General features: G+C 55.3%; 13 protein-coding genes and 1 pseudogene. 9 read left to right on the forward strand and 5 right to left on the reverse strand.

What is annotated here, in order from left to right; all coding sequences use genetic code 11:
- Positions 1-16 precede the first annotated feature (16 nt).
- The 3 genes from D9N14_RS04345 to D9N14_RS04355 all read left to right on the forward strand — a co-directional run bounded on the left by D9N14_RS04345 (position 17) and on the right by D9N14_RS04355 (position 5,989).
- Positions 17-1,660, forward strand: coding sequence for a glycosyltransferase family 4 protein (locus tag D9N14_RS04345; protein WP_290577299.1), 1,644 nt, complete (start codon positions 17-19; stop codon positions 1,658-1,660).
- Positions 1,661-1,736: 76 nt separating this feature from the next.
- Positions 1,737-4,130 (forward strand): tetratricopeptide repeat protein, encoded by a 2,394-nt coding sequence (locus D9N14_RS04350; protein ID WP_290577301.1) that lies wholly within the window; start codon positions 1,737-1,739, stop codon positions 4,128-4,130.
- Between the two features lie 89 nt (positions 4,131-4,219).
- Positions 4,220-5,989, forward strand: a complete 1,770-nt coding sequence (locus tag D9N14_RS04355; RefSeq protein WP_290577303.1) for a hypothetical protein — start codon at positions 4,220-4,222, stop codon at positions 5,987-5,989.
- An 80-nt stretch (positions 5,990-6,069) separates the two neighbouring features.
- Here the strand turns inward: D9N14_RS04355 and D9N14_RS04360 are convergent, their stop codons facing one another.
- A complete protein-coding gene (locus tag D9N14_RS04360) occupies positions 6,070-6,867 on the reverse strand; it encodes a sterol desaturase family protein (RefSeq protein ID WP_290577305.1) in 798 nt (265 codons plus the stop codon).
- A 195-nt stretch (positions 6,868-7,062) separates the two neighbouring features.
- On the opposite strand from D9N14_RS04360, the gene D9N14_RS04365 reads away from it, so the two are divergent.
- Positions 7,063-7,782 (forward strand): TetR/AcrR family transcriptional regulator, encoded by a 720-nt coding sequence (locus tag D9N14_RS04365; protein ID WP_290577307.1) that lies wholly within the window; start codon positions 7,063-7,065, stop codon positions 7,780-7,782.
- A 7-nt stretch (positions 7,783-7,789) separates the two neighbouring features.
- Here D9N14_RS04365 and D9N14_RS04370 read toward each other — a convergent pair whose 3' ends face one another.
- The gene (locus D9N14_RS04370) at positions 7,790-9,130 is read right to left on the reverse strand and encodes a DEAD/DEAH box helicase (RefSeq protein WP_290577309.1); all 1,341 of its coding nucleotides are present in this window, start codon (positions 9,128-9,130) and stop codon (positions 7,790-7,792) included.
- 183 nt (positions 9,131-9,313) lie between these two features.
- Here D9N14_RS04370 and D9N14_RS04375 point away from each other — a divergent pair, with 183 nt between their 5' ends.
- The gene (locus D9N14_RS04375; protein WP_290577311.1) at positions 9,314-10,822 is read left to right on the forward strand and encodes a flavin-containing monooxygenase; all 1,509 of its coding nucleotides are present in this window, start codon (positions 9,314-9,316) and stop codon (positions 10,820-10,822) included.
- A 45-nt stretch (positions 10,823-10,867) separates the two neighbouring features.
- Positions 10,868-12,772, forward strand: coding sequence for a DUF3892 domain-containing protein (locus D9N14_RS04380; protein ID WP_290577313.1), 1,905 nt, complete (start codon positions 10,868-10,870; stop codon positions 12,770-12,772).
- Positions 12,773-12,790: 18 nt separating this feature from the next.
- Here D9N14_RS04380 and D9N14_RS04385 read toward each other — a convergent pair whose 3' ends face one another.
- The gene (locus tag D9N14_RS04385) at positions 12,791-13,891 is read right to left on the reverse strand and encodes an SGNH/GDSL hydrolase family protein (RefSeq protein ID WP_290577315.1); all 1,101 of its coding nucleotides are present in this window, start codon (positions 13,889-13,891) and stop codon (positions 12,791-12,793) included.
- Between the two features lie 154 nt (positions 13,892-14,045).
- On the opposite strand from D9N14_RS04385, the pseudogene D9N14_RS04390 reads away from it, so the two are divergent.
- Positions 14,046-14,570 (forward strand): annotated as a pseudogene (locus D9N14_RS04390) (type II toxin-antitoxin system death-on-curing family toxin); the annotation flags it as partial.
- Between the two features lie 48 nt (positions 14,571-14,618).
- On the opposite strand, the gene D9N14_RS04395 reads toward D9N14_RS04390, so the two are convergent.
- The gene (locus D9N14_RS04395) at positions 14,619-15,230 is read right to left on the reverse strand and encodes a hypothetical protein (RefSeq protein ID WP_290577318.1); all 612 of its coding nucleotides are present in this window, start codon (positions 15,228-15,230) and stop codon (positions 14,619-14,621) included.
- Here D9N14_RS04395 and D9N14_RS04400 point away from each other — a divergent pair.
- Positions 15,229-16,317 (forward strand): peptidase M42, encoded by a 1,089-nt coding sequence (locus tag D9N14_RS04400; protein ID WP_290577320.1) that lies wholly within the window; start codon positions 15,229-15,231, stop codon positions 16,315-16,317. The genes D9N14_RS04395 and D9N14_RS04400 overlap by 2 nt on opposite strands.
- A 21-nt stretch (positions 16,318-16,338) precedes the next feature.
- Here the strand turns inward: D9N14_RS04400 and yeiP are convergent, their stop codons facing one another.
- Entirely contained in the window at positions 16,339-16,905 is a 567-nt protein-coding gene (gene yeiP, locus D9N14_RS04405) for an elongation factor P-like protein YeiP (RefSeq protein ID WP_290577322.1), read from the reverse strand.
- 218 nt (positions 16,906-17,123) lie between these two features.
- Here yeiP and D9N14_RS04410 point away from each other — a divergent pair, with 218 nt between their 5' ends.
- A complete protein-coding gene (locus D9N14_RS04410; protein ID WP_290577325.1) occupies positions 17,124-17,333 on the forward strand; it encodes a helix-turn-helix domain-containing protein in 210 nt (69 codons plus the stop codon).
- Positions 17,334-17,487 lie beyond the last annotated feature (154 nt).

Raw genomic sequence — 17,487 nt, forward strand, 5'->3', positions numbered from 1 at the left:
AGAAGGGAGTCCCGCAATGACATTTTACGCCTCGTTGATCATGGCCATGCTGTTGACCCTGGTGTTGATACCACCTTTGATCCGATATGCTTTTCTGATCGGTGCGGTGGACAAGCCGGACCCGCGCAAGGTCCACGTCAATGTGGTGCCCCGTATCGGGGGTATCGCCATGATCTTTGGCGCGCTGGTGCCGCTGGTGATCTGGCTTCCCTACGAAAAGCAATACGTCGCCATTGCCTTGGGTACCTTGGTGATTGTGGCGTTCGGCATCTGGGATGACCGCAAGGACATCTCCTACCGTTACAAATTCCTGGGGCAGATCCTGGCCAGCGCGCTGGTGGTGCTGGGTGGTGACATCTATATCATGTATGCGCCGTTCATGGACGGGCAGCCCCTGCCGTTGATGGTATCCTACGCCTTCTCCATATTCTGTTTGCTGGCCATCACCAATGCACTCAATCTGGCGGACGGGCTGGACGGTTTGGCCGGCGGTACCACCTTGCTCAGCTTCGGCCTGATTGCCATTCTGTCCTATAAAGCCGGTGCCAGCGGCATATTGATTGTCACCATGTCCGTGGTGGGCGGGGTCATCGGTTTTCTGCGTTTCAACTCCCACCCGGCCTCCATTTTTATGGGGGATACCGGCAGCCAGTTCCTGGGCTTTATCTTGGGCGTGGAACTTATCATGTTGACACAGTTTGCTGACCTGGCACTGTCCAAGTCCATTCCCCTGTTAATTTTGGGGTTGCCCCTGGTAGACACCCTGACTGTGATGTCGAAGCGCATCCTGCGGGGTGTTTCCCCGTTTTCTGCGGATAAAAATCATATCCACCATCGGCTGTTGGCGCTGAAGTTCAGTCACTATGAAACGGTGGTGATCCTCTATCTGATCCAGTCCGTGTTTGTGATCTCCGCGTTCCTCACCTGTTACAGCCAGGACTGGTTACCCACCACCTTGTTTGTGGTTTACACGTTATTGCTCACCACCATCCTCAGTGCGATGGAAAGCGAAAAACTGAATTTTTACTACAACGGTTGGATTCGTAAATGGAGCAAGGCCCGGGTGTTGGGGTGGCGGCGATCCCTGCGGGCGATTAACCTGGATCGATACCTGCCCTATTATGTGTTGGGGTTGGTGCCGCTGATGATTCTGTTTGCCGGCGCTGATGACATCCATGTCAGCCTGGACGTGGCCGTGTTGTCTGTGTTGCTGGCCGCCTTGCTGGTGTTTGGCATACGCCGGGCGCATCAAAACGAATGGCTGGATCGATTGGGTGCCTACACGTTCTGCGCCTTGCTGTGTTACCTGGGTTACAAGAATCAGAACCACGATGGAACATTTTATATCGTGGAGTGGTTGCTCATTGTGGTGGCCGGTCTCTGGGTGTTCATGACCATATCGGTTCAGCGCAAGAGCCGGCGCTTTGAAACCAGTCCCTTCGATATCCTGCTGATATTGCTGGCCTTGCTGATTCCCCTGTTCGCGGATTCTGCATCAGCAGTGGATCACCTGCCGTTGGATGTGTTTAAGTTTGTCGTGCTTTTGTATCTGTTCGAATACATTATCAATAGTGGCATCTATTACCGTTTCCGTTTATTGCCTTACTCACTGACCGCCGGAGCACTTTTTATCGCCGGAAAGGGCCTATTGTTTGCGTGACTTTTCTGTCACGTTTCTGCCTTGAAAGTGTGACATTCTCCGCTATCAGAATTGGAAACCGATGGCGAGTTTGCTCATGAAATTCAAAAACACGTTCGTAATGCTGCTGGTGGCGCTGACTTTGGTGGCCTGTGATGGCGTCGAGGGGCGCAAGCAGAAGTACCTGGATCAGGCCCAGCAAAGTTTTGCAGAAAAGGACTACGACAAGGCCCGGGTGAACTACAAAAACGTGCTCAAAATCGATCCCAAATCCATTGAAGGATTGATCGGTTATGCTGAGACATTGGAAAAAATGGCGGATTGGCGGGGAGCGGTTGGCAAGTATCGGGCAGTCATCGAAATTGAGCCGGATAATGCCAAGGCCAAGGTGAAACTGGGTCAACTTTATCTGCTGGCGAACGAAGCGCAGATGGCGCTGGACCTCGCGGACGAAGTGCTGTTGCTGGACCCCAAGCACAGTGGCGGCCTGACGTTGAAAGCCGGTGCAGTGGCCAAATCCGGCCAACCTGCTGAGGCACTGCTGATCGTGGAGCAAGCCTACAAACTTAACCCCAAAGAATTGGACACCCTGGTGCTGTATTCCACCATGCTGGTGGCCAATGGCCGCGAACAGCAGGGGCTGGATCTGCTCGAGTCGGCGCTGAAAGAATGGCCGGACAGTGTCACCCTTCATTCCATGTTGGCCAACTATTACCTGTCCCGCAATCAATTGCTGCTGGCGGAGGAGGAGCTGAAGGCCCTGATCACCATCGAGCCACAGAACGTCGGGTTTAAACACCGATTGGTGGAGTTCTATGAGAAGACCGGGCGTACCCAAGAAGCCGAAGACGTATACCAGCAGATCATCAGCAGTGAAGAAGACAAAACCGATGCCATCATCGCTTTGCACAACCTGCATGCATCCCGGGGTGACCTGGAGCAGGCGGAAGCCGTTCTGACCCGCTATATAGAACAGGACCCGGACGATTTTGACCTGAAATTTCAGTTGGCCGGATTCTATGTGCGGACCGAGCGTGAAACCCAGGCCGAGGAAATGTATCGGGATTACCTGAACGAAAACGATGCCGTATCGGTGAAGGCCCAGACTCGCCTGGCTTACCTGCTGGAAAAGCAAGGCAAACTGAACGAGGCCGAAGAATTGTTGGCGGCGGTGTTGAAGGATCACCCCGGTAATATTGATGCTCTGTCACTGCGCGGTAAAATGCACCTGGAGCAGGAAGACGCGCTGAATGCGATTCCGGATTTGCGGGCGGTGGTGAACGCTAACCCTGAAAATATCCAGGCGTTGAAATGGCTGGGGCTCGCCTACATCATGAATGGCGACGCAGAGTTGGCCATTCAGATGTTGAAAGCGGTGGTGAATCTGCAACCCCGGGACCTGCCGGCGCGGATGCAGTTGGCCAGTCTGTACCACGACAATGAACAAACGGCTAAAGCCATTGAGCAATATCAGTTGTGCGAGAAGATCGCGCCGGATGACCAGGTTGTTAAGCAAAAACTGGTGAGCGTCTATCTGGCCGCGGACAACAGCCACAATGCCCGGGCCTACTCCGAGAAGCTGGTGGCGATGGACCCGAATAATCCGCTTTATCCATTGTACCTGGGGTTGGCCTCGCAGTTGGATGCTGATCACCAGATGGCGATCACTTACTTCGATCAGTCCCTGCAATTGAAGCCCGGTGCACTGGAGCCCATGTCGGCCAAAGTACGCAGCCTGATTGCGCTGAATCAACTGGACGAAGCTTCCCGCTGGCTGGACAGCGTGGTCAACAGCGTTGAGAACAATTCCCCGGCGTATAACTTCAAGGGTGAAATCCATCTGGCGAAAAAAGAATATCAGAGTGCCAACCAGGCCTTTGCGAAAGCACTGGATATTTACCCGGGCTGGTGGCTGCCTTATCGCAATCTCATGCTGAGTGCCCTGGCTCAGGGCGACAAGACCAAGGCGATTCAAGTACTGGAACAGGGTGTAGAAGCCAGTAAAGGCTCAGCCCGTCTGCGTCTGGAGTTGGCCCGCCTGTATGAAAGTGAATCCCGGGTGGACGATGCCATCGAGCAGTATGAAAAAGTGATGCGGGATGACAGCGGCAATGCATTAGCCATCAACAATCTGGTGATGTTATTGGTCAATAACCGCAGTGACGATCAGGCGCAGTTGGAACGCGCTGACCGTTTGAGCAAACCGCTTCTGGAAAAAGACAACCCCCTGTATCAGGACACCGTGGGCTGGCTTTACTACACCAAGGGTGAATACGACAAGGCCCTTGCCCTGATCAAGCGCGCACAGGTGGCCTATCCTGCTAATCCGGAAATCAACTATCACCTGGGTATGACCTACTACCGGATTTCGGAGTTCGAGAAAGCACGCCAGTATCTGACGGCCTCTGTGCAGGGGACCACGCCTTTCCGCGGGCGCGAATCTGCAGAAGACACGTTGCTGAAACTGGAAGATAAATTGTCTGCCCGTTGATGGGTAATGTGTGGAAGACAGTCTGGATTTTCTTTGGGGATGCCATTGAGATGACAGCGGGGTTATTGCTACCGGTGGGGGGTAGGACGATGTGTATTTATTTTGTGAAGCGCAGTGCAGTGGGGTTGTGTTTGATGCTCAGCCTGCTCTGTTCCTGGAGCAGTGTCGCAGCCGTTACCAGTGGCCTGGTGTTCGTCAACGGCAGTACGCCGGCGCACACCCATGAAGTGGTATTGGAGCAGGCGACCACCGTCAGCCTGGCGTTTTCACAGTTGCCCATCGGTGGCAACATCGTTGCCGGGCAGGCTTTACTGGCCCAGGGAGCCAGCCGGCTGTTGGCGGTGGACCTGAACGCCACCACCCCGGCCGAAGTGGCGCTGGCCCCCGGTCGCTACAGCCTGCTGGCCTACGTGGACCTGGGCGGGGAAACCGTTGCAGAGGTGGTGCTCTCCCTCAGTCGCGTTGGCGGGGCATCCCTTTACAACGAACAATTGACGGTCAGCAAAAGTGAAACCGAGCAGGGTGCGCAGCGGGTTACAGTGTTGCAGGATTTTACCCTGGACACGGCCACGGATGTCATATTCAGCTACACCAGTTTTGAACACTTCGATGTGGCGGATTATTTTGCCGACACAGCGACGGCTCCGGCAGTGTTGATTTCCAGCAGTGACGGCGCATTCAACCAGGCCGTGGTCATAACGGAGCAGGTGCAAACCCAGATTGTATCCCTGCCGGCAGACCGTTATACCCTGACCCTGCTGGCCACCATTCCCACTCAGGCGGTGGCGGGCTTTTTCTGGAGCTTGCAGGCAGGTACTCAACAGTTTGGCGATAAAGTGTTGCTGAACGGCACCGGTTCTGATCCAGTGGCAGATGTGCTGGCGTTGGGTTCCACTGGGGCCTTGCCTGCTGGGCAATATGGCTTGACGTCCGGCTGGCTCATGAATGGGGCTGACCCAGAGTATGCGCTGTTTTTGACCCGTGAAAACGAACAGTGGAGCCTGTCTGCTGATAACCAGTTTGAACACATGGCTTCGCTGAGCGGCGACTACCGTATCTATCTGGTACACAACGGGCAGACAGACGCGGCGGTTGGACTGCAGATACGCGAACAGGGCAGTGGCGTGGTGCGGTTTGCCGAGGCGTACCCATTGGGTGACGTGCAGAAGCTGGATGCATTTGATCTTGCCACTGCCAAATCACTGTTCATCGACACCCGCGACTACCGTTTTGTCAGTGCCTTCGCCAGCGCTCAATATGCGATTACCGACGGCAGCTCGGTGCTGAACAGTCCGCTTGTTATGGATGAGGGCAGTGTGGACATGGGGTCGCTGTCGCCGGGCCGTTACTTCCTGCTGGGGCGTGCCAGCGCTCATGTGGGTGGCAATTCTTTAGTTGAAGTCACGCTGCGTGACAGTGCAGGTGCAGCTCTCAGTCGTCGCTTACTGACGGCAGGCCAGGGCGTTGTAGCTGCCCGGCAGGTGTCTGTCTCGGCCGGTCGTTTCGAATTGTCCATGACCGATATGATGTTCCCTGGGCCGGCAGCACAAATTGCACTGGGTTTGTTTGGCCAGGACAACGACCACCGTTATGTTCGTTATCTGCCCGTCAGCGCCGGTGGCGTGGAAGTGGATACCCTTGATCTGCAGAGCGGGGATTATCTGTTGACGTTTCTGATCGTACCGGATGATCAGCAATCTGCATTATTCGGTTTTCAGTTGGATAGCATTAACAGCACACCACCGACCAATTCCGGCAGCAGGGGCTCAAATGGCTCCGGAGGTGGCGGTGGCGGTGGAACTCTGGCCTGGTTCGGGCTGCTGTGCCTGTCGTTCCTGCTGGCTCGCCGCTTTGTGTAAGCACTGCAAAAGCCTGTAGCGATTCCAAACGTAAACAGGGGCCACCAGGCCCCTGTTGTGTGTCTTGATGTTGGCCCGATTTACGCTTGATTTGCTGACTGTGCCGGCTTGCCGGTGCTGGGCTCCCGCTTATTCTTGCCCCAACCGTTGCCCGTGTCGTAGGTGCCGAACAGCCAATCATAGAACAGCGAGATGGTGGCGAAGTTGCCGCCGGTGAAACGGGCGTGATGTACGTGATGCATCTTCGATGCGTAATTCAGATATTTGTAGGGAAAGCGATCTTCTTCCCACAGGTCGTGGTTGTGGTTGTTGATTTCCGAAAACGCGACCCAGGTCACTACGATGGTGGCCACATGAAACTCGCCCATCAACAGGGACAGCGCCAGAATGCTGCCCGCATACAGGCCCAAACCGATGGCCACTTCCAGGGGATGAATGTAGCTGGAATCTCCACGGCAGGGATTTTTTTGCTGGTGATGCACTGCGTGCACCCACTGCAGGGGGCCATTCCGATCGTTGGTGCCGTGGAACACAAAGCGGTGGGTCAGATAATAGAAGAAATCGTAGAACATCAGGATGATGACCACATCCAAAGCCATCTTCCAAATGGGCTGGGATTCAGATGTGACGCAGAAAGGGATGATCAGGAAGAAAATCACCAGGGTATCCACCAGGCCCCATTTGCGGTTCAGCTTCTGGTTATCCGCGTAGATCTTGCGTTCCATCTTTTTGTCGTAGGTTTCCTTGTTCAATTTTGCCGCGCGGCCAAACACGGGAATGAACTTGCCCAGGCTGCGACTGGCGATCTGAAAAACAATGATGCTGGCAAAGGCGATTAGGGAAAGCCCCAAATGATAGTTATCCGGCAAAAATGACATAGCGTAAGACTCCAAAGCGGAAAATCAGTCCCCATTAAACAGTTGCTGAGAACAGCGTTCTCAGAGAATTAAACCGCTATTTGGCACTTTAGTCAACTTAAATGAACAGGTTGCGCTGGGCTGAGTTGACATGCCTCGTGAAAAAAGGCGAAATAGAGGAACAGAGTTCTCGCAGAATCCGCTCCCCAAAGGCCCATGAACAAACCCGCCTCCAGTAAAAACAACGACTTAAAACAGACCGACGAACTTCGCCCCGCGCACTGGGAACAGCGTTCCGCACAGCGGGTCATGGAGGTGGGCCAGGATCAGATCCTGGAGCGCAGCCGCAAAATCGTGGAGGCGGCCTATGATTTGCTGGACGAAGCGGGTTTGGAAGGTCTGACCATTCGCGCGGTGCTGACCCGCACCGGCCTGTCACGGCGGGCATTTTACGAACGTTTTGAGGGCAAGGATGACCTGGTGCTGGCGGTGTTCGAAGAGACCATCCGCAAGGCGGTGCGCTTCTTTACCGAGCGGGTGGCATCCATGGAGAACCCCCTGGATCGGTTACGCCTGATTGTGACCTTCATTGTATTGGGGCGGGGTATTCAGGGTGAAGCCTACACCGATCGCCGGGGTGCGGCCCTCAGCCGGGAGCATTTACGATTGGCGGAGTCGCGGCCGGCGGACTTGAAGGGCGCCCTGCAACCCCTGATCGCATTGATCGAACAGATTCTTGCGGATGGCATGGCGTCCGGTGTGGTACGGCAGGATGATCCCCAGCGTTTGGCCACCCTGCTGTACAACCTGGTCTCCACCACGGTGCATTCTGAATTGCTGACTTCGGAAAACGGCCAGGTGGATCAGGCCACAAAAAAACAACTGGCCAACGACATTTGGGAATTCTGTCGTCGCGCGATCTCCGAAAACCCCTAGCCCGGGCTCAGCCGGTTTGAGCTGAGGCCGTTTTTCTGGGACGGCGTCTGCGGGGGCGGCCCGTTTTCTTTGCTGGGTTGCCGCTGTTTGTTTTGAGCTTGGGTTTGGGGGCGGCAGGTCCACTCTTCTTTACGGCGCCCTGTTTGGGCTTTTTCGGCTTGTTGGAGGTCCTGCTGCGCCCCGAGCTGCGCAGGGGTGGGGAGTCGCCAATGGGGTGGACGGGCTCAAACCCCGCCATGGGCTTGCGATCCAGGTGACGATTAATCAAGCGCTCAATGGCGAACAACAGGTCCGCCTCATCGGCACACACCAACGAAATGGCATGGCCCACCGCTCCGGCCCGTCCGGTGCGGCCAATCCGATGCACATAGTCCTCTGGCACATTGGGCAACTCAAAATTCACCACCTGGGGCAGGCGGTCGATGTCCAGGCCGCGGGCGGCGATGTCGGTGGCCACCAACACCCGGATGCGGCCCTCTTTGAAATTGGTCAACGCCTTGGTCCGGGCGCCCTGGCTTTTATTGCCATGAATAGGCAGCGCCGAGACGCCTTCGGCCTCCAGAAATGCCGCCAGCTGATTGGCGCCGCGCTTGGTCTTGGTGAATACCAGCACCTGTTCCCATTGTTGCTCACGAATCAACTCCAACAGCAGGCGGGCTTTCGGTTTCTTATCCACCGGATACACCCACTGCTCCACCGTGTTGGCAGTGGCGTTGGGCGGGCTCACCGAAATCTCCACCGGGTCCTGCACAATGCCCTTGGCCAACTGGCGAATCTCGTCAGAGAACGTGGCCGAGAACATCAGGTTCTGGCGCTGGCGCGGCAGCAGGTTGAGGATCTTGCGGATGTCGTGGATGAAACCCATGTCCAGCATGCGGTCTGCCTCATCCAGCACCAATACCTCCAGCTGATTGAAACGAATGGCATTTTGCTGGTACAGGTCCAGCAGGCGGCCGGGGGTGGCCACCAGCACATCCACACCGCCACGCAGCTTCTTCATCTGGGGATTGATCTTCACGCCCCCGAACACCACCGCGGAGCGCAGGGGCAGGTACTTGCCATAGGTTTCCACGCTGGCCCCCACCTGGGCCGCCAGCTCCCGGGTGGGGGTCAGCACCAGCACCCGGGCCTGATTGGCCTTGGCGCTGCTGCCTTTTATAAGCCGTTCCAGAATCGGCAGGGTAAAGCCTGCGGTTTTGCCGGTGCCGGTCTGGGCTGCGGCCATCACATCCCGCCCCTGCAGCACCGCCGGGATCGCCTGGGCCTGAATGGGGGAGGGCTCGGTATAACCCTCTTCGGCAACCGCTTTTAAAATGGGGTCAGACAAACCCAATAAGGCAAAACTCATATATCGATTCGAATCCTGTAGATGTAAGCCAGGCTGACAGCGTGGCGGCGGTGCAGACTACAGGATCTGGCCAACTTTCGCCATAGGGGTTGGTAAGAGACACCCAATTTTGTGTTGTTTCTGGCCAATGTGTGTCATTCGGTGACTGGTTAACCTAACTGCATTACAGAAAAAGGGAGCACCATGAACCAGCCTGACCCAGCGCACCAGCCGAACCGAACCCGCAGAAGAAAGATCGTCATCATCGGCGCCGGCATGTCCGGTATGCTGGTGGCCATCCGCCTGCAGCAGGCGGGCATCACCGATTTTGAAATTCTGGAGAAGGCCGCCAGCGCCGGGGGTACCTGGCGCGATAACACCTATCCCGGCCTGGCCTGCGATGTGCCCGGCTATCTGTATACCTATTCTTTTGAACCCAACCCGGAATGCTCCCACCGCTACGCCCACGGGGATGAGATCCAGGCGTACTTTCTGCGGGTGTTTGAGAAATATGGCCTGCGCCAATACGTGCGCTTCAACCAGGAAGTGGACGCTGCGGAGTATGACCAACACCGCTGGCGCATTACCACCAAAAGCGGCGAGCAGATCGAGGCGGACATCCTGATCTCCGCTGTGGGCGTGCTGCATCAACCCAACTATCCAGACATTCCCGGCCTGGATCGCTTTCGCGGTGATCTGTTCCACAGCGCGCGCTGGGATCACAATGCGCCGCTGCAGGGTAAGCGGGTGGTGGTGATCGGCACCGGCTCCACCGCTGTGCAAATCGTCTGTGGCCTGGTGGATCAGGTGGCCCGGCTGAAACTGTTCCAGCGCACCGCCCAATGGGTGCTGCCCGCCTTCGACACCCCCTACGCCGAGTGGCCGAAATGGATCATGCGGCGACTGCCTTTCACCGCCAAATGGCTGCACCAACGCTATGATGATCTGTACCACGGCATCCTGGGTGGTGGCTTTGGTAAAGAGCGCGTGCTGTTCATCAATACTTTCCGCCTCATCGCTGAACGCCATCTACGCACAGTGCAAGATCCGGATTTACGACGCCGGTTGACCCCGGATTTCCCCTTTGGCTGCAAGCGCTTCATCCTGTCCGACGGCTTTTATAAAGCCATGCAGCAACCGCAAACCGAACTGGTCACAGACGGCATTGAAGGCATCGAAGAAAACGGCATCCGCACGCGGGATGGCACCCTGCACGAAGTGGACGTAATCGTGCTGGCCACCGGCTTCAAGGCGCAGAACTACGTTCGCCCCATCAAACTGGTGGGCGAGCAGGGCATCACCCTGGATCAGTACTGGGCGGATGGCCTCAAAGCCTACAAAACCATGGCGTTGCCGGGGTTCCCCAACTTTTTCATGGTGCAGGGCCCCCACAGTCCCATTGGCAACTTCTCGCTGATCAAAATTGCCGAAATGCAATGCGACTACCTGCTGCAACTGGTGCAACATATTGTGGCGGGGCAGGCCGCATCCCTGGCGCCCAAAGCCACCGCCACCGATGCCTATAATGCCGAACTGCAGCGCCATGCCCAGAACACCCTCTGGATGGGCAACGGCTGCCAGAGCTGGTATATCGACTCCCGGGGCCGCCTCACCATCTGGCCCTTGTCCATTGGCCGGTTTCAAGCGCTGATGAAGCAGCCCAAATGGGAGGACTTTGAGATTTCCATTGCGCGTTCAAAGCGCCGGGTATAGAGTGGCGTCAGTTGTTGTTTAAATCTTTTTTAGGCGTCAACTTCCATGACCCTGGCCACGAATGGCGACTACGATCGCACCCTCGAAATATCCCGCACTCTACTCACCACGATTGCTCGCGAAACCATGGCGCTGTCATCGCCACCCGAACCCTTGCCGCCGCGCCCGGATCTGACCGGTACGGTACAGGCTAAAGCCACCCTGCAGGAGATCTGGTTTCGCGAGCGCCCCCAAGGTTGGGCTGCCGTCAGTGGCCTGGGCAGTAGCTCGCGTTCCACCCGGGATATGGTTACCTTTGCCCTGCGCCTGGACGTGGTCATCAATGTGCAGACGATTCAGACTGTGCTGGGCGGCCAGGTGGTGACGGCCGATGTCACCAGCGACCCGGCCTATCGCGCATTGCGCACTCTGGCATTCACCGCCTTTGTGGAAATTCACGACCATTTCGAAACCCAGGCGTTGAACGTGGCCACCCAACGGGCCACCCCCGCCAACAAAACCAATGCACTTTGCCTGGTGGTGGATTTTCGCGAGTCTCTGGGTACGCCAACCCCTTTTCCCCGGGTGAATGTGGTGATCCCACCCGCGTCGGTTGCCGCCAATCCCATTGTGCAGTTGATGCAGGCCGCGGCCGTCATCAGCAACGGCAATGGCGCCGACGTGCTCGCCCTTAATCAACTGCTGGCGGATCTGACCAGCACACTCATGCCTGCCGTGCGACAGCAGCTCCAAACATTGGCGGACTGGCGCTTGGACGAACCGGGCATCGCCATCATTTTTGCCGAAGTCACCAACCCCAATATCAAACGACTGCAGGCCGTGACATTGGATGAATCGTTGATGATCGGCATCGACGAACTGGCGCCGCGGGGGCAATCCTACCTGATGACCAGCAGCGGGCTGAATCCCGGGCAGGCGTTGTCGGTGGCCATGGCAAACCGGTTTTTCCTGCGGGGTCTGATCCGGCCGGTGTTGATCGGCGTATTCAATCCGCAGCGCAGCGCGGGGGGGCTCGCCAGCAGCCATTTTGTTGCCGCGGAATTCTGTGCGTTGGTCACGCCGGTGGCCAATGTGGTTTTGCCGGGTAACCGCATGGGCACCCTGAACTCGCTGGAGGCGTTCGTCGATGCCGGCTCGCATCTGCGGGTATTATTGTCATTCGATACCGAGGTAGTGGCCGGTGTCACCCTGCATGCCAGCCTGGATCTGCAGTTTTCCTTTACCGTGCAACGCATCGTGAGTTCCACCTCACAGGCACTCTCCGTCACCCCCGCCCTGGCCAACCCCCAGACCGCGGTGTTGTCGACGTCGGTGGACCTGGCTTGGTATTACTACCTGGTGGGTGCGCTGGTGGGGGAACTGCTGGGCCTGATTGCCGCCGCCATCGTCGATGGCATCGTGCTGGAATTGATGGCGAAGAACATGATGAACAGCGCGGTAAAGGGCTTTTCCGGCATTCCCGGGGTGACCGCAGCCGCGGCGTTTCCGGTGGTGCTGACGCAACCCAGGGTGAACCTGAATGATGGCCCCGGCACGCCCCCGCAAGCCACACCCCGGGGCAGCCTGCCGGTTTTGTTGTTGCTGGGTGCTGGCGGCCACGACCTGCGGGTCAGCACCGGCTTTGCCAATTTACCCAATCCACTCAACGTCAGTTTCCAGATCCCCGATGGCCCGGACCCCGGCAAACGCATCGACGGCATTGGCGGACCTTTGCCGGATCAGGCCGGTGAACCCGCTGGCCGGGAGTGGGCGTTACCCATCGACGATGCCATTGCACTGGTGGAAGCCGGGCATGTTCTGCAGGTGGTGGTGCCCAACGCCGAGCCGGCCCGGATCATCGTGGCCCGCGACAAAGCAGTGCCCTACCTTAGAACCGTGGCCGATAACAGTGCTGAGAACAATCTTTCCAACCTGCCCATGCGGATTCCGGCGATTCCCGCTACGTTGTGAGGCTGCGTGATGATGTAATCAGTTGATCACTTGGCTTTTAGCCCAAAACGCCATTTGCTCACCAATGACTTTGTGCCCGGCATCATTGATGGCATTGCTGTATTTATGAAAGATTGGCTCATCGTGGGAACGAACATACTCGCGCAGGGCAGGCAGCATATCCAAATATGGAATGGCATGATGTTGGGCAAACTCTTCTACATACCATTGCGGATAATGAATATCATAAACGCTGGTTTCCTCGGCGTTTACATAGATCTGCTCCTTGTAAGGCAGGCTAACAATGGCAAATTGAACTCCCGCCTGCTGCAGCTTGTCTGAAATACTGTTAAGGGTTTGAATGGACAGGTCTCGCGCTTTGATGGCCAATTCAGGGTACTCTTTCTGCGACCAGAAGTTTTCCGCCAGGAAGTCCGGTTCAATGGTCAGCTCATCGAAAAACTCCCCCTGCTTTATCGGGTCGAAGAAATCCTCAAGCGTCCTCACCAGCGAAAACCGTTCAACAATGGAGTGCTTCTTCTGAGGAAAATACTGTTCCGGGATCTTCTCTTTCAGCACCTCGTCATTCCAAACAAAATCATTGTTCACGATTTTGTACTTTTGCAAACCCAGATAAGTATCCCTGAAATCATTGCCATCATAGGAGGCCAGGATCACCACGTCCGGATCATAGGCAAGCACATCTTCCACAATCTGCAGCTCGATATCATCAAAGCCATACCCACCCACACCAAAATTCATCACCTCAATTTCGGTCGGGTCGAGCAGGGATTCAAACACCCCGGCAAAGCTGCTTTTATAGGTGGATGACCAGCATCCCAGGGTAAAGGAATCGCCCACAATGGCGATGCGCTTTCGTACCTTGGTTTGATCGACCTCATGCCAATTCATCCCATCTGAATTCAGGTTGATTTCGATGGGATTGCCGGAAACATCCAAATGAAAGATCTTGTTTGACATGAGCCGGTGTGACCCAGTCCCATGAGGGTTCTCAATTTTGGCGTGCAACATCTTGCCCCGATAAAAATTCTCGTACTGGCGGCTTGCTATTTCACCGGTTACCAACAAAAAACCTATTGCGATTAGCAATAACACCGCTTTTCTGCTTTTCAACTGCATTGTACCTGTTCCTGGGGGCTGTCATGGCTCAATAAAATAGCATAGTATTTTTTGAGCTTCTTTAAAGAAAGCCTTCAATATCATCATCGCGCTGTACATTCCCCTGTCGGAACCAGTAAAGTCTTACCTCATTGATTGTCATCACGTTTTGAAGGGGAGCGCCATGGCGGACCTGATTACACGCTACAGTCGGGCGTTCCATTGGCTGCAGCGCTACGACGACGGGCAGCTGGAAGCACCTGCGGGGCAACCCGGGGGGCACCTGCCCAGCGAAGCAGAGGCCATGTCGGCCCTGGGGGAACTCAAACGCGTACTGATCGAGCGCGGCGAGGCCACCAACCTGTTTGCCAGTGTGCGTGGCACCGGGCTGGGCGCCATCTTCGGCAACCTGGATCAAAGCGTTTTTGGTGAACCCGCTTACCCCTCCGTTGAAAGCAAAGCCGCCCACCTGCTGTACTTTGTTGTGAAAAACCATCCCTTTGTTGACGGCAACAAGCGCAGCGGGGCATTTCTGTTTGTGGATTTTTTACAGCGTAATGAGCACCTGCTGAATGAGGCTGGCGAGCCCATTATCAATGAAGCCGGCCTGACGGCGTTGACCCTGTTGGTGGCAGAGTCGGACCCGAAACAGAAGGAGGTGTTGATTCGGTTGATTATGTGTATGTTGGGTAGGGGTTAGAGATTGGGTGTTTGTGTAATCATGGTCTTATGGCGAACACAATTACACTCATCCGATTTCTTCCGTTTTGTTCACCTTTGAGGTGAATACACTCCAAGGGCTCTGAATGTAGGCTGATGGGCTGAGCTCGGTGATGGGTTGTGCCATTACGGGATTCAACAATACTCTATTGTTCGGCGTTTTAGAATCGCTAAAAATGCGACAGACGATGATGCTCTGGATCAACCCCATCAGGTTGGTATTAAGAAATAGATTAAATAACGCCCGGTTTGTTGTCGGGAATGTGCGCTTGACCAAGCGCAATGGATTTGGTTTTCGGGGCGCATTTTGGAGTAACCCAGTGTCGACCGGAAGTGATTCCATAGCATCTGAACTTGCTGAGGTAACACGGCAGATTGAGCTTCGATTCACTATGTTCTTCCCATCCTTCAGCAAGGCACCCAAAGGTAGCGGCGTACTGAAACGGTGCGCCTGCTTGGTGCCCAAGGCAGCCTGATGCTCCTCCTCCTGATGCCCCTCTTTAGTCCATAAATGCTCTCCTGGCCCCCTCGGCAACACAACTTGCCTATCAACAAATCCAACGCGCGGTGTTTGGAACGCTAATTGCTCGAATACATCGTTCGCCCCCATTCCGGTGGGATCATCCAGAGACACAGCCATGGACTACGTCGATCCAAACAGCAGATACACCGTTGATCCGCAGATAAACCAGTACCCAGGAATGCACGAGTTCCTGGATATCCTCAAACCCCTAATTCGGGAACCTTCTGTTGTTGGGCACGAGCATTCTTTTTTTCGTGTGCTGCGCAGGGAGCTCGAGGAGCTCGGAGTGGCCGTCACCTATTACAATGGGGTGCTGGCCGCCCAGGGAAATCGGCCGAATGAACTGTTTCTGTCAGCCCATATCGATCGCCATGGCCTGCTTTGTACAGGACCGAACGAGTTTGAATATGCTGCCTTTATTGCCGGCAATCAGGGCGAAGTCATGGGGGAATCGGTCTCCGCCCATATGCTGGGTCAGATTGAAGACCGCTTTCAGGGGCAAAGGGTACAGGCCCATATGCCCTATACGGGCACCTATCTCGGACAAGGTAGAATAAGGCGTTCGTTTGTCTGCCCACAACGTAAAAACCTGATATTTGAAGTGGATGGACTGGACTTCCTGCAACCTGGCACCCCGGTATCCTTCCTGGATCGCCTGCGCATCGAGAATGGCCTGATATCCTGCCAATTGGACAATGTGGTCAGCGCTGCTCTGATTATCTATCTGTTTCAGAAAGGCTTTCAAGGCACCGGGCTATTCACGGCTCAGGAAGAATCCGGCCGCAGCTGGCGTTACACCCTGTCCTGGTTTCAACGACATCAGATCACTACACAACGTTTGGTCGTCCTGGACACCAGCCCCTACGCCACCAGGGAAGACGCCGAAGCGCAACAGATCGCGTTGCGAAATAAAGACGCTAACGGGCATTTTTCTTCATGGATGACTCAGGAGCTGGTGACCGCCTGCCAGTCACTGGGACTGAGTTACGGCTTTAAAGACGAATACATCGAACAGCAGAACCAGACCCGTGCCCGGCCTTATCCTTTAGGCCGAACCGAGCTGGGGCGTGTCGCGGTAGCCACCAACGGCGAGATCAACGGCACCACTTTGCAGATCCCGACAACGGAGTACCACACGGCGAGTGAAACAGCGTCGTTGTTTGCGATCTCGGGTGCGATTCAATTGTTGATGAGTTATGTCTGAGAACGTCGAAAATGAGCGCGGTTAAGCCCGGCCCGAGAACTTCCTCTCTTCCACGTTGATCCTAATCCGATCACCCGTGGCAATGTGTTCCGGCACGTTGATGGTAACCCCGGTGGAGAGTTTCGCCGGCTTGGATCTGGAGGTTGCGGAAGCCCCTTTCATGGACGGGTCGGTCTCCACCACTTCCAGCTCAACGGTGGTGGGCATATCGAGCGCCACCGGCACGTCATTGACCAGAATCACCAGAATGCCACGAGTTTCCTCATTAATAAACAGCATTTCCTCTGCAATGGCGTCTTTATTCAGATTGTAAGGGGTGTAATCTTCTTCATCCATAAAGACGAATTCGTCGCCATCGGCGTAGGAATACATCGCATGCCGGCGCACAAGATCCGCCATATCGAGCATATCGGAATCTTTGAAGGTTTCGTCCAGTTTGCTGCCCGTGACGACATCGTACATGCGCATCCGATACAGGCTGCCTCCGGCTCTGCCCTGGGGAACGGAACGTTCGATATCCCGCACGATATAGGTATTGCCATTGTAATTGACTGCTGAGTTTCTTTTTATCTCACCGGCTTTTGGCATGTTGCTCATCCTGGAAAAAGGGCCATTGTTAAAAAGATGGAGCGTGAAGCGCCGCTATTCTACTCTCAGCGCTGTCCTCCCACCACCAGGATTTCAACCCGAGGGGGCTGTTCCCGTCCGGGCTTAATAGTAGATCAAATGTCCAGAAAATGAGCGATATAATCCGTGGTGCTATAATCATCAGTTGGTGATAGTTCTGACTTTTAGTCAGAGTTATCATGAAAGATCAACGATTAATCGCTTTTGGGGAAAAAGTGAGGAAGGTTAGAAAAGAGAAAGGGTTATCCCAGGAGGCGCTTGCGGACTTAGCAGGGGTCGATCGGAGCTACATGGGGCATATAGAGCGGGGTGAGCAGAACATATCGCTTACCAAAATCTACCAGATTGCTGATGCGTTGGGGGTTCCTGCCAGGGTGCTATTGCCCTGAATTGAATAGGGGCACAATTTAAACGGCTAGAGTTATGAAGGCATTATGCAACTCTAAAAAGTACACCGGATATCCAATCAATAGCATCTTTGACTGATATGAAATGTGGCATGTCATCTTCTCTTCGGCTATCTAACTTTTGGTTTGCTAATCT

It is taken from the genome of Ketobacter sp., from assembly GCF_003671495.1.
Taxonomy (GTDB): domain Bacteria; phylum Pseudomonadota; class Gammaproteobacteria; order Pseudomonadales; family Ketobacteraceae; genus Ketobacter.

Bases quoted from the DNA above. Each gene is read 5' to 3' on its own strand.
- D9N14_RS04365 (WP_290577307.1), top strand. From the start codon at position 7,063: ATGAACAAACCCGCCTCCAGTAAAAACAACGACTTAAAACAGACCGAC.
- D9N14_RS04370 (WP_290577309.1), bottom strand. From the start codon at position 9,130: ATGAGTTTTGCCTTATTGGGTTTGTCTGACCCCATTTTAAAAGCGGTT.
- D9N14_RS04380 (WP_290577313.1), top strand. From the start codon at position 10,868: ATGACCCTGGCCACGAATGGCGACTACGATCGCACCCTCGAAATATCC.
- D9N14_RS04345 (WP_290577299.1), top strand. From the start codon at position 17: ATGACATTTTACGCCTCGTTGATCATGGCCATGCTGTTGACCCTGGTG.
- yeiP (WP_290577322.1), bottom strand. From the start codon at position 16,905: ATGCCAAAAGCCGGTGAGATAAAAAGAAACTCAGCAGTCAATTACAAT.
- D9N14_RS04395 (WP_290577318.1), bottom strand. From the start codon at position 15,230: ATGGCTGTGTCTCTGGATGATCCCACCGGAATGGGGGCGAACGATGTA.
- D9N14_RS04360 (WP_290577305.1), bottom strand. From the start codon at position 6,867: ATGTCATTTTTGCCGGATAACTATCATTTGGGGCTTTCCCTAATCGCC.
- D9N14_RS04385 (WP_290577315.1), bottom strand. From the start codon at position 13,891: ATGCAGTTGAAAAGCAGAAAAGCGGTGTTATTGCTAATCGCAATAGGT.
- D9N14_RS04355 (WP_290577303.1), top strand. From the start codon at position 4,220: ATGTGTATTTATTTTGTGAAGCGCAGTGCAGTGGGGTTGTGTTTGATG.
- D9N14_RS04375 (WP_290577311.1), top strand. From the start codon at position 9,314: ATGAACCAGCCTGACCCAGCGCACCAGCCGAACCGAACCCGCAGAAGA.
- D9N14_RS04410 (WP_290577325.1), top strand. From the start codon at position 17,124: ATGAAAGATCAACGATTAATCGCTTTTGGGGAAAAAGTGAGGAAGGTT.
- D9N14_RS04350 (WP_290577301.1), top strand. From the start codon at position 1,737: ATGAAATTCAAAAACACGTTCGTAATGCTGCTGGTGGCGCTGACTTTG.
- D9N14_RS04400 (WP_290577320.1), top strand. From the start codon at position 15,229: ATGGACTACGTCGATCCAAACAGCAGATACACCGTTGATCCGCAGATA.